This is a genomic window from Pseudomonas sp. MH10 (genome assembly GCF_034353045.1).
In the GTDB taxonomy this organism is placed as follows: domain Bacteria; phylum Pseudomonadota; class Gammaproteobacteria; order Pseudomonadales; family Pseudomonadaceae; genus Aquipseudomonas.
Genome location: NZ_CP133783.1, coordinates 3,518,901 through 3,532,804, shown reverse-complemented (window position 1 = coordinate 3,532,804; position 13,904 = coordinate 3,518,901). Strand labels below are relative to the sequence as shown.

The 13,904-nt window shown below is 57.0% G+C and carries 18 protein-coding genes; 7 read left to right on the top strand and 11 right to left on the bottom strand.

From position 1 onward, the window contains the following. Positions 1-54: 54 nt before the first annotated feature. Positions 55-909 carry an RNA polymerase sigma factor RpoH gene (gene rpoH / locus RHM59_RS15680; protein WP_322167038.1) on the top strand — a complete coding sequence of 285 codons (855 nt, stop codon included), beginning with the start codon at positions 55-57 and terminating at the stop codon, positions 907-909. 182 nt (positions 910-1,091) lie between these two features. Here the strand turns inward: rpoH and mtgA are convergent, their stop codons facing one another. Then, positions 1,092-1,802 carry a monofunctional biosynthetic peptidoglycan transglycosylase gene (mtgA, locus tag RHM59_RS15675; protein WP_322170635.1) on the bottom strand — a complete coding sequence of 237 codons (711 nt, stop codon included), beginning with the start codon at positions 1,800-1,802 and terminating at the stop codon, positions 1,092-1,094. Between the two features lie 79 nt (positions 1,803-1,881). On the opposite strand from mtgA, the gene RHM59_RS15670 reads away from it, so the two are divergent. From RHM59_RS15670 to trmB, 4 genes are all read left to right on the top strand, one after another. Continuing rightward, entirely contained in the window at positions 1,882-2,259 is a 378-nt protein-coding gene (locus RHM59_RS15670) for a DUF423 domain-containing protein (protein WP_322224659.1), read from the top strand. A gap of 114 nt (positions 2,260-2,373) precedes the next feature. Then, on the top strand, positions 2,374-2,574 hold the full coding sequence (thiS, locus tag RHM59_RS15665) for a sulfur carrier protein ThiS (RefSeq protein ID WP_322170638.1): 201 nt from the start codon (positions 2,374-2,376) through the stop codon (positions 2,572-2,574). Positions 2,575-2,649: 75 nt separating this feature from the next. Beyond that, entirely contained in the window at positions 2,650-3,444 is a 795-nt protein-coding gene (locus tag RHM59_RS15660) for a thiazole synthase (RefSeq protein WP_322167040.1), read from the top strand. A 10-nt stretch (positions 3,445-3,454) separates the two neighbouring features. Then, positions 3,455-4,183 (top strand): tRNA (guanosine(46)-N7)-methyltransferase TrmB, encoded by a 729-nt coding sequence (gene trmB, locus RHM59_RS15655; RefSeq protein ID WP_322167041.1) that lies wholly within the window; start codon positions 3,455-3,457, stop codon positions 4,181-4,183. A 312-nt stretch (positions 4,184-4,495) separates the two neighbouring features. On the opposite strand, the gene RHM59_RS15650 is transcribed toward trmB, so the two are convergent. From RHM59_RS15650 to RHM59_RS15610, 9 genes are all read right to left on the bottom strand, one after another. After that, on the bottom strand, positions 4,496-4,819 hold the full coding sequence (locus RHM59_RS15650) for a DUF3392 domain-containing protein (RefSeq protein ID WP_322167042.1): 324 nt from the start codon (positions 4,817-4,819) through the stop codon (positions 4,496-4,498). An 11-nt stretch (positions 4,820-4,830) separates the two neighbouring features. Beyond that, complete coding sequence (gene hemW, locus RHM59_RS15645; protein WP_322167043.1) at positions 4,831-6,045, bottom strand: radical SAM family heme chaperone HemW; 1,215 nt, start codon at positions 6,043-6,045, stop codon at positions 4,831-4,833. Next, positions 6,042-6,638: an RdgB/HAM1 family non-canonical purine NTP pyrophosphatase gene (gene rdgB / locus RHM59_RS15640; protein ID WP_322224656.1), complete on the bottom strand. Its 597-nt coding sequence runs from the start codon at positions 6,636-6,638 to the stop codon at positions 6,042-6,044. The genes hemW and rdgB overlap by 4 nt, the downstream gene beginning before the upstream one ends. Beyond that, positions 6,635-7,069, bottom strand: a complete 435-nt coding sequence (locus RHM59_RS15635) for a DUF4426 domain-containing protein (RefSeq protein ID WP_322224654.1) — start codon at positions 7,067-7,069, stop codon at positions 6,635-6,637. The genes rdgB and RHM59_RS15635 overlap by 4 nt, the downstream gene beginning before the upstream one ends. Positions 7,070-7,107: 38 nt before the next feature. Next, complete coding sequence (metW, locus tag RHM59_RS15630; RefSeq protein ID WP_322167047.1) at positions 7,108-7,728, bottom strand: methionine biosynthesis protein MetW; 621 nt, start codon at positions 7,726-7,728, stop codon at positions 7,108-7,110. Between the two features lie 7 nt (positions 7,729-7,735). Then, entirely contained in the window at positions 7,736-8,875 is a 1,140-nt protein-coding gene (metX, locus tag RHM59_RS15625) for a homoserine O-succinyltransferase MetX (protein WP_322167048.1), read from the bottom strand. Positions 8,876-9,123: 248 nt separating this feature from the next. Continuing rightward, positions 9,124-9,714, bottom strand: coding sequence for a YggT family protein (locus tag RHM59_RS15620; RefSeq protein WP_322167049.1), 591 nt, complete (start codon positions 9,712-9,714; stop codon positions 9,124-9,126). A gap of 10 nt (positions 9,715-9,724) precedes the next feature. After that, positions 9,725-10,543: a pyrroline-5-carboxylate reductase gene (gene proC, locus RHM59_RS15615; RefSeq protein WP_322167050.1), complete on the bottom strand. Its 819-nt coding sequence runs from the start codon at positions 10,541-10,543 to the stop codon at positions 9,725-9,727. 25 nt (positions 10,544-10,568) lie between these two features. Continuing rightward, positions 10,569-11,255, bottom strand: a complete 687-nt coding sequence (locus RHM59_RS15610) for a YggS family pyridoxal phosphate-dependent enzyme (RefSeq protein ID WP_322224652.1) — start codon at positions 11,253-11,255, stop codon at positions 10,569-10,571. 55 nt (positions 11,256-11,310) lie between these two features. Between RHM59_RS15610 and RHM59_RS15605 the strand changes: the two genes are divergently transcribed. Beyond that, entirely contained in the window at positions 11,311-12,345 is a 1,035-nt protein-coding gene (locus RHM59_RS15605) for a type IV pilus twitching motility protein PilT (RefSeq protein ID WP_322167053.1), read from the top strand. A gap of 93 nt (positions 12,346-12,438) precedes the next feature. On the opposite strand, the gene RHM59_RS15600 is transcribed toward RHM59_RS15605, so the two are convergent. Next, a complete protein-coding gene (locus RHM59_RS15600) occupies positions 12,439-13,212 on the bottom strand; it encodes a C40 family peptidase (RefSeq protein WP_322167054.1) in 774 nt (257 codons plus the stop codon). A gap of 249 nt (positions 13,213-13,461) precedes the next feature. On the opposite strand from RHM59_RS15600, the gene RHM59_RS15595 reads away from it, so the two are divergent. Next, positions 13,462-13,881, top strand: coding sequence for a TM2 domain-containing protein (locus tag RHM59_RS15595; RefSeq protein WP_322167055.1), 420 nt, complete (start codon positions 13,462-13,464; stop codon positions 13,879-13,881). Positions 13,882-13,904 lie beyond the last annotated feature (23 nt).

Genomic DNA, 13,904 nt, shown 5'->3' with positions numbered 1-13,904 from the left:
TCAATTTCGCAGTGCTGAACTGCACCTGTCATGTGAGTTGGAGGTTTTTTTCGTATGACCACTTCTTTGCAACCTGTTTATGCATTAGTCCCAGGCGCAAACCTGGAAGCCTACGTGCACACGGTCAACAGCATTCCATTGCTGACGCCCGAGCAGGAGCGTGAACTGGCTGAGAGTCTTTATTATGAGCAGGATCTTGGGGCGGCTCGGCAGATGGTCCTCGCCCACCTGCGTTTTGTCGTGCACATCGCACGCAGCTATTCCGGTTATGGCCTGGCACAGGCTGACCTGATTCAAGAAGGCAACGTTGGCTTGATGAAAGCCGTCAAACGTTTCAACCCGGAAATGGGTGTGCGTCTGGTGTCGTTCGCCGTTCACTGGATCAAGGCTGAAATTCACGAATTCATTCTGCGCAACTGGCGCATCGTCAAGGTCGCCACGACCAAGGCGCAGCGCAAACTGTTCTTCAATCTGCGCAGCCAGAAAAAACGCTTGGCTTGGTTGAATAACGAAGAAGTCCATCGCGTGGCGGAAAGCCTTGGCGTCGAGCCGCGCGAAGTGCGTGAGATGGAAAGCCGTCTGACCGGCCACGACATGGCGTTCGACCCTGCTGCTGAAGCGGACGACGACAGTGCATTCCAGTCGCCTTCCAACTACCTGGAAGACCACCGTTATGACCCGGCTCGCCAGTTGGAAGACTCCGACTGGACCGACACCTCCAACGCTAACCTGCATCAGGCGCTGGAAGTTCTCGACGAGCGCAGCCGTGACATTCTTTATCAGCGCTGGCTGGCTGAAGAGAAAGCCACGCTGCACGACCTGGCGCAGAAGTACAACGTCTCCGCTGAGCGTATTCGTCAGCTGGAAAAAAGCGCGATGAACAAGCTGAAACTGTCGATCGCTGCGTAAACAGCTAGCCGACACACAAAAACGCCCCGATCAGAAATGGTCGGGGCGTTTTTTTGTTGTTTCGTTTTAACCGTGGCGTCCCCTTCGTTGGCAAGCCAACTCCCACGGGATCTATGTCAACAGAACCTGTGGGAGCAGGCTTGCCTGCGAAGAAGTCCGTTCAATCAGCGCAGAGCTGGCGTTTAAAACTTGCGGCTATGGTTCAGCCCCACCAAATAATCATCCCCGCCCAACTGACGCATCTGCTGGCGTATCCAGCTCGCACGGCTGGACACATAGCTGCTGGGATGGCTGGCGCTCCATTCGCGGGGGTTGGGCAATACGGCGGCGAGGTAGCTGGCCTGTTGCGTCGAGAGCGCGGCTGCACTCACACCAAAGTGATGCCGCGCTGCCGCTTCAGCACCGAACACACCGTCGTCCCACTCGACGCTGTTGAGGTAAATCTCAAGAATCCGCTGCTTGGACCAGAACACTTCGATCAAGCCGGTGAACCACACTTCCAGCCCTTTGCGCAGCCAGCTGCGGCCCGACCATAAAAACAGGTTTTTCGACACTTGCTGGCTCAGCGTACTGGCGCCTCGCACCGAGCCGCCCAGTTCGTTGTGCGCGATAGCCGCCTGAATTGCCTCGACATCAAAGCCCCAATGCTCGGCGAATTTTTGATCCTCGCCCGCAATAACCGCCACTTTCAGGTCGTTGGAGATCTTGTCCCAGGGCCGCCATGTGCGCTGCAGGTTGATCGGTTGGCCGTCAGACCAGGATTCGATCTTGCGCTCAACCATCAGCGCGGTGCCTGGCGGTGGCACCCAACGAAAGATCACTACCAGCACGACGCTGGCCGCTGCGAACCAGAACAGAGCTTTAAGGAGGCGATTGAAAAAGAGACGCAGCATAGAGATGGCTTGGCCGGAGCTGTTGAGCGGGCCATTATACAGACCCTGAGCAAATGACAACCGTTGACTGGAGTTCGACATGTTTCGTGGCTTTTTGATGCTGGCTGCTTTTTTTGGCTTCACCGGCGTAGCCCTTGGCGCGTTCGCCGCCCACGGCTTGAAGAACCGGCTCAGCGCCGAATACCTGGCGGTTTTCCACACCGGCGTGCTGTACCAACTGATTCACACCTTGGCCTTACTGGCGGTTGCCGTGATCGCGATCCAAGTTCCCGGCCGTCTGGTGACGTGGGCAGGCATCTCGTTTGCTATTGGTATCCTGCTGTTTTCCGGCAGCCTGTACGCGTTGACCCTGACCGGCGTCAGCCAGCTCGGCATCATCACTCCGTTCGGCGGTTTGGCGTTCTTGATCGGTTGGGCGTTGCTGGGCCTGACGGCGTGGCGCTTGGGTGGGGTTTAAGCCTTCGAGTCCTGACTCTCAAGCCCCGCTTGAGACGAATGGCTCGGCTTTGCCTTGGTCATACGTACTGATCGGGCTAGAATACTGGCCCCTAAAATGATGGCTGCTGCCCGCATGCACATTCAATTGAACGGCGAGTCCTTTGAACTGCCCGATGGCGAAACCGTCGCGGCGTTGATCGTCCTTCTGGACCTGACCGGACGCAGAGTCGCGGTCGAACTCAATATGGATATTGTTCCGCGCAGCCAGCATGTTTCCACGACCCTACGCGAAGGCGATCAGGTTGAAGTGGTCCACGCTATCGGCGGCGGTTGATCCGCGCCGAGCAACCAGCGGCCGTCTAACCCGGTTTCAAATCTGCACGAACCTCAACCTTAAAGAGGATTTCCGATGAGCAACTTTCGCACCGATAAGCCTTTCGTCCTGGCCGGTCGTACGTTCCAGTCGCGCCTGTTGGTCGGCACTGGCAAATACCCGGATATGGAATCAACCCGTCTGGCGATCGAAGCCTCGGGCGCTGAAATTGTGACGGTTGCCGTTCGCCGAACGAACCTTGGGCAGAACCCAGGCGAGCCGAACCTGTTGGATATCCTGCCGCCGGATCGCTACACCATCCTGCCGAACACGGCGGGTTGCTACGACGCCATCGAGGCCGTGCGCACCTGTCGCTTGGCCCGTGAGTTGCTCGACGGTAAAAATCTGGTGAAGCTGGAAGTATTGGCCGATCAGAAAACCTTGTTCCCGAACGTGATCGAAACCCTCAAGGCCGCCGAAATTCTGGTTAAAGACGGTTTCGACGTGATGGTGTACACCAGTGATGATCCGATCATCGCCCGTCAGTTGGCTGAAATCGGCTGTATCGCGGTCATGCCCCTCGCGGGCCTGATTGGTACCGGACTGGGCATTTGCAATCCGTACAACCTGCAAATCATCCTCGAAGAAGCCAAAGTGCCGGTGCTGGTCGACGCAGGTGTCGGTACCGCATCCGACGCGACCATCGCCATGGAGCTGGGCTGTGAGGCGGTTCTGATGAACTCGGCCATCGCCCACGCTCAAAACCCGGTGATGATGGCCCAAGCCATGAAGCACGCGATTGTCGCTGGTCGTCTGGCGTACCTCGCTGGCCGGATGCCGAAAAAACTCTATGCCAGCGCCTCCTCGCCGCTGGATGGCCTGATCAAGTAAGAGCTCGTTGATGACTGATTCGTTAGAAGCTGCACCGATCCCGGAAGAAGGCGAAGAGCGCCAACACCGCCGCATCAAGAGTTTCGTGATGCGCGCGGGGCGTATGACCGAAGGCCAGCAACGCGGCCTTGACCAAGGTCGACCGCTGTTCGTTCTGCCGCTGGTGGATGCGCCCGTGGATTTCGATCACGTGTTTGGCCGTTCTGCGCCGCGCACACTGGAAATCGGCTTCGGCATGGGCCATTCGCTGTTGGAAATGGCTGCGGCCTCGCCTGAGCATGATTTTATTGGGGTTGAAGTGCATCACCCTGGTGTCGGTGCGCTGCTCAATGGCGTGCTGACTCAAGGTCTGACCAACGTGCGGGTCTACGAGTGCGACGCCATTGAAGTGCTCAACCGTTGCATCGCTGATAACAGCCTTGACCGCCTGATGCTGTTTTTCCCGGACCCATGGCACAAAAGCCGCCATCACAAACGTCGCATCGTTCAGCCAGATTTCGCTGAACTGGTGCGCAGCAAGCTGAAGGTCGGCGGTATTTTGCACATGGCCACCGATTGGGAACCGTATGCCGAGTACATGCTGGAAGTGATGAACGTTGCGCCGGGTTATCGCAACCAGGCCGAAGATGGCAAATGTGTGCCACGCCCGACCGAACGCCCCATCACCAAGTTCGAACGCCGGGGTGAAAAGCTCGGGCACGGCGTGTGGGATTTGAAGTTCGAGAAGCTTGCTGTCTAACGACACAAATTTCGATCAAACAACACATAACGTGTTGTTTGTTGGAATATTTTGGTTGGCTGTAAAAAATCTGTGGGAGCCGAAGTCCTCTGTGGGAAGTTGGCTTGCCAACGAAAGCGTCATTGCAGGCGACCCGGGCGTCAAGTCGACATCAGTGGCGCGATGACGGACCTCTTCGCAGGCAAACCTGCTCCCACAGAATGAGCGGCGGCGTGAGTCTTTCGGCAGCTCTACCGTCGTTCGGTGTTTGCTGCGCGAAAGCGCCGCGTCGAAGACGTGGTCGCCCCTCCCACCGGATTATTTGTGTAGCACTTAGCGGCGATCCGCGATAACCCCGATCAGTACCAGCACCACCAACAGCACCGGCGCCAGGCTGTAGTTGTTGAATTGGCTCAGGCCCCGAATCACCCACGGGGTGGCATAGATCAGCGCTAGTCCGCTGCCGATGGTGCACAGCAACGCCATCACCGGTATCCGCAACGCGCCGGCGAATCCGCTGATGCGCCCGTCGATCCAGCCCTTGATATCCGAACCGAACAACACCAGCAGGCAACCGACCAATGCCAGCGAGATTTCGGAGAGGTTACTGCGGCTCCAACGCGAAACGGTAGCCAGCAGGTCGAGTACAAGATCCATACAAAAAGTCCTTAGAGCAAAAAATAGTGCAGCAAGTCATTCAAAAACAACTGACCCTGCGGGCTGGCAACCAGTCGCGTCGGGTCAGTGCTCAAAAGGCCACGCTGTTCAGCTTGTTTACGGGCGTCGGCCAGCGTGTCGAGGCTTAGACCGGTACGTTGGGGAAATAGCTCGGCGGCGACCCCATTTGTCAGGCGTAGCGCGTTCATCAGGAAGTCGAAGGGCATTTCTTCGAGGCTGACCAGCTTCTCTCCCGCCTTGAAGGCTTTGTCCGGGTTCAGGTAGTCCTTGGGCAGTCGGGTCTTCCAGGTGCGCACGATACGGCCGTCTGGATGGCTGAGTTTGCCGTGGGCACCTGCGCCGATCCCGATGAAATCGCCGAAGCTCCAGTAATTCAGGTTATGCCGTGCGGCTTTTCCGGGTTGGGCGTAGGCCGACACTTCGTATTGGGCGTAACCGTGTTCGGCCAGCAGCGCTTGCCCAGCTTCTTGGATGTCCCAAAGAATGTCGTCTTCCGGCAAGGTCGGCGGCTGATTCCAGAACACCGTGTTCGGCTCAAGGGTCAGTTGGTACCAGGACAGATGAGTCGGTGCCAGCGCAATAGCTTGGCGTAAGTCGCCGAGCGCGTCGTCCTGTGACTGATCGGGCAAGCCATGCATCAGGTCCAAATTGAAGTTATCGAAACCCGCCTGACGTGCCATGTCAGCGGCGCGAATCGCTTCGTCGCCGTTATGAATGCGGCCCAGCGCCTTTAGTTTCTCTTCTTGAAAGCTCTGAATGCCGATGGACAGTCGATTGATGCCCAAGCCGCGATAGGCGCTGAATTTGGCCTGCTCAAACGTACCGGGATTGGCTTCTAGCGTGATTTCGATGTCGCTGGCAAAACCAATACGTTGCTCAACGCCCTTGAGCAGACGACCTAAGGCATCAGCACTGAACAAACTCGGCGTGCCGCCACCAAAAAAGATCGAACTCAGCTCGCGACCATGAACGTGTGGCAGGTCTTGATCAAGGTCCGCCAGCAACGCATCAACGTAGTCCTGCTCCGGTAATACCGGGCTGGCGGTGTGCGAGTTGAAGTCGCAATACGGGCATTTACGCACGCACCACGGGATATGAATGTACAAAGCCAGCGGCGGCAGATGCGGCAGTGCGATCCGAGGCGCTTGCGACGAAAATCCCGCCTCGCCCAAAAACAGCGGCTGTACGGACGAATCTTGTGTCATTTCAAACCCAGACGCTGACGTAGCAACACCATGGCGCGTGCACGGTGGCTGAGTTGGTTTTTCTGCGCCGGACTGAGTTCGGCGCTGGAGCAATCGCGCTCCGGCACCCAAAACAGCGGGTCATAGCCGAAGCCGTGTTCGCCACTGGCGGCGGTCAAAATGCGCCCCTGCCACAGGCCTTCACACAGGATCGGCAATGGGTCATCAGCATGTCGAACCAGCGCCAGCACGCAAACGAACTGTGCCCCGCGCTGCTCAAGCGGCACGTCTTTGAGTGCTTCCAGCAATTTGGCGTTGTTGGCGGCATCGCCTTGGCCATCGGCGTAGCGCGCCGAATAGATGCCCGGGGCGCCGCCGAGAAAATCCACCGCCAGCCCTGAGTCATCGGCCAAGGACGGCAACCCGGAGATTCTCGCCGCGTTGCGCGCTTTGAGAATCGCGTTTTCGACAAATGACAAACCGGTTTCTTCCGGCTCGACGTCGCTGAATTCGCCGATGGAGCGCAATTGCACAGAGCCGCCAAGCATGGCTTGGAGTTCTTTGAGTTTGCCGGCGTTATGGCTGGCCAAAACGAGTTGCGTGAAATTCATCATTCGCCTGGGAAAAGTTCTTGATCGAAGCTGAGACTGTGGGTTTCTTCGCCAGCTTTGACGTTGATGGAGAAGGTCAGGGTTTCTTGCTGCACAATCGGGAATTGCGCGATGTAATACACCGCATCGTTTTCGGCGATCTGCTTGAACGTCAGTGCGAGGTTACGCCCAGTCAGGTCTTTCACGGTGCCGGTTACGTTCGCGATCAGGGGTTTTCCCGCCTTGATGGCCGCAATGTTCAACACGCCTTGATTCTTGCTTCGGATCAGCCCGGCTGCGGCGGCTACATCGGGCTGCAAATAACTGGAGGTGATCGCGCTGTAATACACGGTCGTTTCACCGAAGACTTCTTTACGTTCGGGTTTGGCGTAGTCTGCGGCGATGGCCGGTAAAGCGAGGCATAAAGCGCAGAGAAACAGGGCTAAGCGGCGCATGAATATTCTCCTTATTAATGTAATAACCCCTGTAGGAGCTATATCGCGATCTGGTGATCTTGCAGGCCAGGGCTGCTGACGCGGTAGATCCCGATCTCACCCAAGAGATTAGGCCATAGCTTGCTGGCCCATCCGTGACGATGCTGCTGATCGACGGCCAACCGGTCAATAACCCGAGCGTCGCGGCCACGGCACAACGCTTCGAAGTCTTCGAAGGTGCAGAAGTGGATGTTCGGCGTGTTGTACCAGGTGTACGGCAGAAAGTCCGAAACCGGCATCCGGCCCTTGCTTGCCAAGTACCAACGGCAGCGCCAATGGCCGAAGTTGGGGAAGGTGATGATGCATTGGCGGCCCACCCGCAGCATCTCGTCCAGGATTCGGTCCGGGTAGCTCACCGCCTGCAGCGCCTGAGTCATGACCACGATGTCAAAGCTGTTGCTGGCGAAGTTGCCGAGACCTTTGTCCAGGTCTTGCTCAATGACGTTGACGCCTTTGCTCACGCACAGCGCGATGTTGTCGGCGTCGTTTTCAAGGCCGTAACCGGTGACTTGTTTGTTGTCGCGCAGCCAGGCCAGCAGCTCGCCATCACCGCAACCGAGGTCGAGCACTCGGCTACCGGCAGGGATCCAGTCTTGGATGATTTCCAGGTCGGCTCTCATGGTTTCCTCAGAGTGCAATTCGGTTCATATAGCTGGTGAAGGCCTGCAAGTAGCGCGGGATCGGAATCAGGAAGGCGTCATGGCCTTGGGGGGCGTCGATCTCCAGATAACAGACATTCTTTTTCGCAGCCATTAGCGCATCCACGAGTTCCCGCGAGCGGGCCGGCGAGAATCGCCAGTCGGTGGTGAAAGAAATCACGCAGAAATCGGCCTTGGCCCCGGCGAGAGTCAGCGCCAGGTTGTCGCCGTGATTGGCCGCCGGGTCAAAATAGTCCAACGCTTTGGTCATCAACAGGTAGGTGTTGGCGTCGAAGCGGCCAGAGAACTCTTCACCTTGGTAGCGCAGGTAGCTTTCAACCTGAAACTCGACGCTGTGGAAGTCGTAGTTGAGCTTTTCGCTTTTCAAGCCCCGGCCGAATTTCTCGCCCATGGAGTCATCGGACAGGTACGTGATGTGCCCCACCATCCGCGCCAACATCAGGCCGCGCTTGGGAATAACCCCGTGTTCTTGGAAATACCCGCCATGGAATTCGGGGTCGGAGAGAATCGCTTGCCGCGCCACTTCATTGAACGCGATGTTTTGCGCGGACAGTTTTGGCGCCGACGCAATCGCCAGGCAATGGCGAATCCGCTCGGGAAAACTGATGGTCCATTGCAGCGCTTGCATGCCGCCCAGACTGCCGCCTACAACTGCCGCCCATTGCGCAATTCCCAGCCGGTCAGCAAGACGCGCCTGGCTGTGGACCCAATCTTCCACCGTCAGCACCGGAAAGTCGGCACCGAACGGCTTGCCGGCCTCGGGATTGATGCTGCTGGGGCCGGTGGAGCCGTTACAGCCGCCCAGGTTATTCAGGCTGACGACGAAGAATTTGCTGGTGTCGATGGGCTTGCCGGGCCCGATGCAGCTGTCCCACCAGCCGGGCTTACGCTCATCGACGCTATGAAACCCCGCCGCATGGTGGTGACCAGACAGCGCGTGGCACACCAGCACGGCGTTGCTGCCCGCAGCGTTGAGCTCGCCGTAGGTTTCGTAAATCAAGTCGTAAGCGGGCAGCGAGCGACCGCAGGCCAAGGCCAGTGGTTCGCTGAAATGCGCCATTTGCGGCGTTACCAGTCCAACAGAATCGGGGGGGAAGACCGTGGGCATCGATCCTGCTCTCGCATAAATGAGGCGTAAGTCTAAAGACCGCTGCCCCTAGCGGCAAGCAAACGCAGATTCTGGACCTGACACCGCTATTTCTGTAGGAGCCAACTGGTTGGCGAAGGCCCTTCGGACCTCATCTCAGCCTTCGGCCGCTCCTACAAAAATCTGCGCATCTCCGGAATCCGTGGGACCGAATTTATTCGGGAAGCTTCAGTCCTGACACGCTGCAAACTCAGGCCTTTGCTGCACTATCAAATCAGGCGCCACAACACGTCTGGCATCTGTGCATAGGTGGCCAAGGGAGGCATCACGTAGGACTGGATCACTTGAATCGCGATAAAGGCGAAAATCGGCGAAATGTCCATGCCGCCCAGGTTCGGTATCAAGCGACGGAACGGCGCCAGCACCGGCTCGCTGATCTGATAGGCCAGTTCTGCCGCCGGGTTATGGCTGCCAGGTGCGACCCAGGAGACGATCACCATGACGATCATCGCGACCCAAAAGATTTTCAGGAACAGCGAGGTGACGCCAATGATCGACCAGATCAACAAGTGTGGAACATCGCCGATAGTGCCGAAGGTCAACGTCAAGACCAGCGCCATCAATAACGCCTGGATGATGATCGCAAGCAGCAGTGAGGAGGTGTCCAGCCCGAACACGCTGGGGATTATCCGGCGGATGGGCTTGAGCAGCGGTTGTGTGGCACGCACCGCGAACTGGCAGAGCGGGTTGTAGAAATTGGCTTTGACCAATTGTAGAACGAAGCGCAGCAAGACAATGGCCAGGTACAGGCTGACCAGGGTCTGGACAACAAAAATCAGGGCGCCAGTAAGTGCATTCATCGGTAGTTCCTTATTTGCCCAGCTGTTCGGCCATTTCTGCCGAACGATGCGCGGCAGCAGTGAGTGCTGTGTCGACCAGGGCTTCAAAGCCACCAGCCTGGAATGATTTGATAGCTGCTTCTGTGGTGCCCGCAGGCGAGGTCACGCGGCGTCGCAGCTCAGCAGCATCAACATCGCTGCCCGTGACCATCAGCGCGGCACCCAGGGCCGTCTGCTTGGTCAGTTGAACGGCTATCTCTCGTGGCAAGCCGAGTTTCTCGGCCGTTGCCGTCATTGCTTCAATCAGCAGGAAGAAATACGCCGGACCGCTTCCAGACACGGCCGTGACCGCATCCAGTTGTTTTTCCTCGTCGAGCCACAACGCGATCCCGACCGCCGAGAGCAATTGTTCGGCTTGCGCCCGTTGTTCGCTAGACACTTTGTCAGTGGCGAACAAACCGCTCACGCCCTGACGCAACAGCGCTGGAGTGTTCGGCATACAACGCACGATCGGGTGATCACCCAACCAGTTATTCATGCTCGCGCTTGTGATCCCCGCGGCGACCGACACCACCAACTGATGGGGCTTCAGAGTTGGGCGCAGAGCGATGCACATCGCTTTCATCATTTGCGGTTTGACGGCAATCAGAACTACGTCCGCGCCTTCAATGGCTTGGGCGTTATTGGCGAAGAGTTCAATACCGTGTTCGGCGGCGACCTTGGCGCGGGTCTCGGCGCTCGGGTCACTGGCTCGAATCAACGCGGCGTCCACGCCTTGGGCGCGCAGCCCGCCGATCAGGCTGGTGGCCATGTTGCCGGCACCGATAAAGGCAATACGAGTCGTGCTCATCACTGGCTTCCTGTTAGCAAAGGGGTTATGGCTGGCCGTAGTCGCGGGCGCCAAACAGGGCGGTGCCGATCCGAACCCAGGTGGCGCCTTGTGCGATGGCGGCCTCCAAGTCGTGGCTCATGCCCATCGACAGTGTGTCCAGCGGCAGGTTCAGACTCTGTTGCAGGCTGCTCACGGCAGCAAACGCAGCGTGTTGAGCCGAAACGTCGTCCGTGGGTTCAGGGATCGCCATCAGCCCACGCAGTTTCAAGCGCGGCAGCGCACTGATGGCCGCCGCCAGCGCAGGTAGGTCTTCAGGCGTACAGCCAGACTTGCTCGCTTCGCCGCTGACATTGATTTGAATACAGATGTTGAGCGCAGGCAGTTCAGCAGGACGTTGTTCAGACAGCCGTTGTGCAATTTTCAAGCGATCCACGGAATGCACCCAAGCGAAGTGCTCGGCAATAGCACGAGTCTTGTTCGATTGAATGGGGCCGATGAAATGCCAACACAAGGGCAGGTCCGCCAATTCGAGCTGTTTGCTCAGGGCTTCTTGCAGGTAATTCTCGCCAAAATCGCTTAGACCGGCGGCGAATGCTTCGCGCAAGGCAGCCGCGGGTTTGGTCTTGCTTACGGCCAACAGGTTAATTGTGCTTGGATCCCGTTGCGCCACAAGGGCCGCAGCGCGAATTCGCTCATCAACTTGGGAAACGTTGTCTGCTATCGTGGACATTGATTTGCGCCAGCAGGGCTAAAGTCTGCGGCATTCTATGTGATTGGGGAGCTTTATGGATATTACCGAGCTGCTGGCCTTCAGTGCCAAGCAGGGCGCGTCAGATTTGCATTTATCCGCTGGCCTGCCACCGATGATTCGTGTCGACGGTGATGTACGGCGTATCAATCTGCCGGCTTTGGACCAGAAAACGGTCCAAAATTTGATTTACGACATCATGAACGACAAGCAGCGTAAGGATTTCGAGGAGTTTCTGGAAACAGACTTTTCCTTCGATGTGCCTGGCGTTGCGCGCTTTCGGGTCAACGCTTTCAACCAGAATCGCGGCGCCGGTGCGGTGTTTCGGACCATCCCCTCCAAGGTCCTGAGCATGGACGATCTGGGCATGGGAGAAGTGTTTCGCAAGATTACCGATGTCCCGCGCGGGCTGGTATTGGTCACCGGACCGACCGGTTCAGGGAAATCCACTACTCTCGCGGCGATGATCGATTACCTGAACAGCACCAAACACCACCACATCCTCACCATCGAAGACCCTATCGAGTTCGTTCACGAATCGAAGAAGTGCCTGGTCAACCAGCGTGAAGTGCATCGCGACACCTTGGGTTTCGCCGAGGCGTTGCGTTCGGCGCTGCGGGAAGACCCGGACGTCATCCTCGTCGGTGAAATGCGCGACCTCGAAACCATTCGGCTGGCATTGACTGCCGCTGAAACCGGTCACTTGGTCTTCGGCACGCTGCACACCACCTCTGCGGCGAAAACCATCGACCGTGTGGTTGACGTGTTCCCGGCGCAAGAGAAGTCCATGGTGCGCTCGATGTTGTCCGAATCGTTGCAGGCGGTGATCTCCCAGACACTGCTGAAGAAAGTCGGCGGCGGGCGGATTGCGGCTCACGAAATCATGATTGGCACGGCGGCCATTCGTAACCTGATTCGCGAAGATAAAGTGGCGCAGATGTACTCGTCGATCCAGACCGGTGGTTCATTGGGTATGCAGACGTTGGACATGTGCCTGAAGGATCTGGTCAACAAAGGCTTGGTGACCCGCGAAAGCGCGCGCGAAAAAGCCAAGACCCCGGACAATTTCTAGGGCGCCATGTGCGTGCTTAGGGATTTAGAGAGGGAACGATGCGCCGAAGGAGTCTTCGGCGCATCACCGCTGCGGCTTGGAGCCGCTAGCGAATCAACGTTGGCTGATGCGCAGCGTCGATTGTGAACCTTGTTTCGGCAGAACGCGCTTGGCAAGCACGTAGTGGTCTTCCCAATACGGTTTGCGCAGCGAGTCAATGGTTACGGCCTTACCCCGGCGTGGCGCATGGATAAAGCGATCGTTGCCCAGGTAAATAGCAACGTGATTCACCTGATGGCCCTTGATGTTGAAAAACAGCAAATCGCCTGGCTTCAAATCCTTGCGTTCAACCTTCTGCCCATGACCTTCAGCCATTGCGTTGGAGGTGCGTGGCAAATCAGCTGAATTCACGTCACGAAAAGCGTATTTAACCAAGCCACTGCAATCAAACCCTTTGCTTGGGCTACTACCGCCCCAATGATAAGGAGTTCCAAGGACATTCACCGCCCGGCTCAACACGACGCTGCTCTGCTTGGCGCCCATTTGAGGCGGCGCTATCGAGGCAACGGATGATTTGCCATGAGCGGAATGGCGAGAAGCCTGGTTGGAGGTCTTGCTGTGCTTGGAAGTGGAGGCTTGCTTGGAAGATTTGGAAGATTTGGTTTGTTTGGTGGTTTTCTTCTGAGCGGTTTTCCCGGAAGCAACCTTCCCAGGCTTAACTTTTTCGCTCGCTTCAGGTGTTTTTGAAGCCGTGGTAACGATCGAAGAATGAGATTTCGGAGCGTGGCCGTTAAAACTCGGCGGTAGTTGTTGCTCACGGTTGGTGGCGTGGGCGGCCAGTGGCATAAATAGGCAGATGGTTAGCCATGTCTTGAAAAATGGACGCATTCGGCAGGGCTCTTATTGGTCAACGCGCAACTTTATAACAGCTTTTTCGATGATTCTGACCCCGTTTGTCGAAACTTTTACACCAAGACCCATAGGATTGTTGCGGTAATGTGTCACATCAATTTGAGCAAAGCCGCTGAAACAAAGACTTACAGCGGAGGTCGAAGCCGCACGCCATACGTCAGGTCTGCAAATTAAAGTCACACAAATTACGGATATTTTTTTCTATCGGCTTGAAAGAGGCAGTGAATGAACACCTATCGGCAAGACCTTCAACCCCAAGACACCCACAGCAAACTCCTCGGATATTTGTTGTGGATCGTCGGCTTCACAGGATCGCATCGTTTCTACTACGGCAAGCCAGTCACCGGCACCATTTGGTTTTTTACGTTTGGTTTGCTGGGGATTGGTTGGCTTATCGACCTGTTTTTGATCCCGTCGATGGACCGCGACGCCGACCTGCGGTTTAACGCGGGCTCAACTGATTACAACGTCGCTTGGGTGCTGCTGACTTTTCTCGGCGTGTTCGGTGTGCACCGGCTGTACCAAGGCAAATGGATCAGTGGGATTGTCTATTTCTTTACTGGCGGGTTGTTTCTGTTGGGCGTGCTCTATGACTTCTGGACCCTGAATGAACAGATCTCCATGAAGAACGCACGAGAGGGCTAGAGGGTCTGTAGGAGCCAACGTGT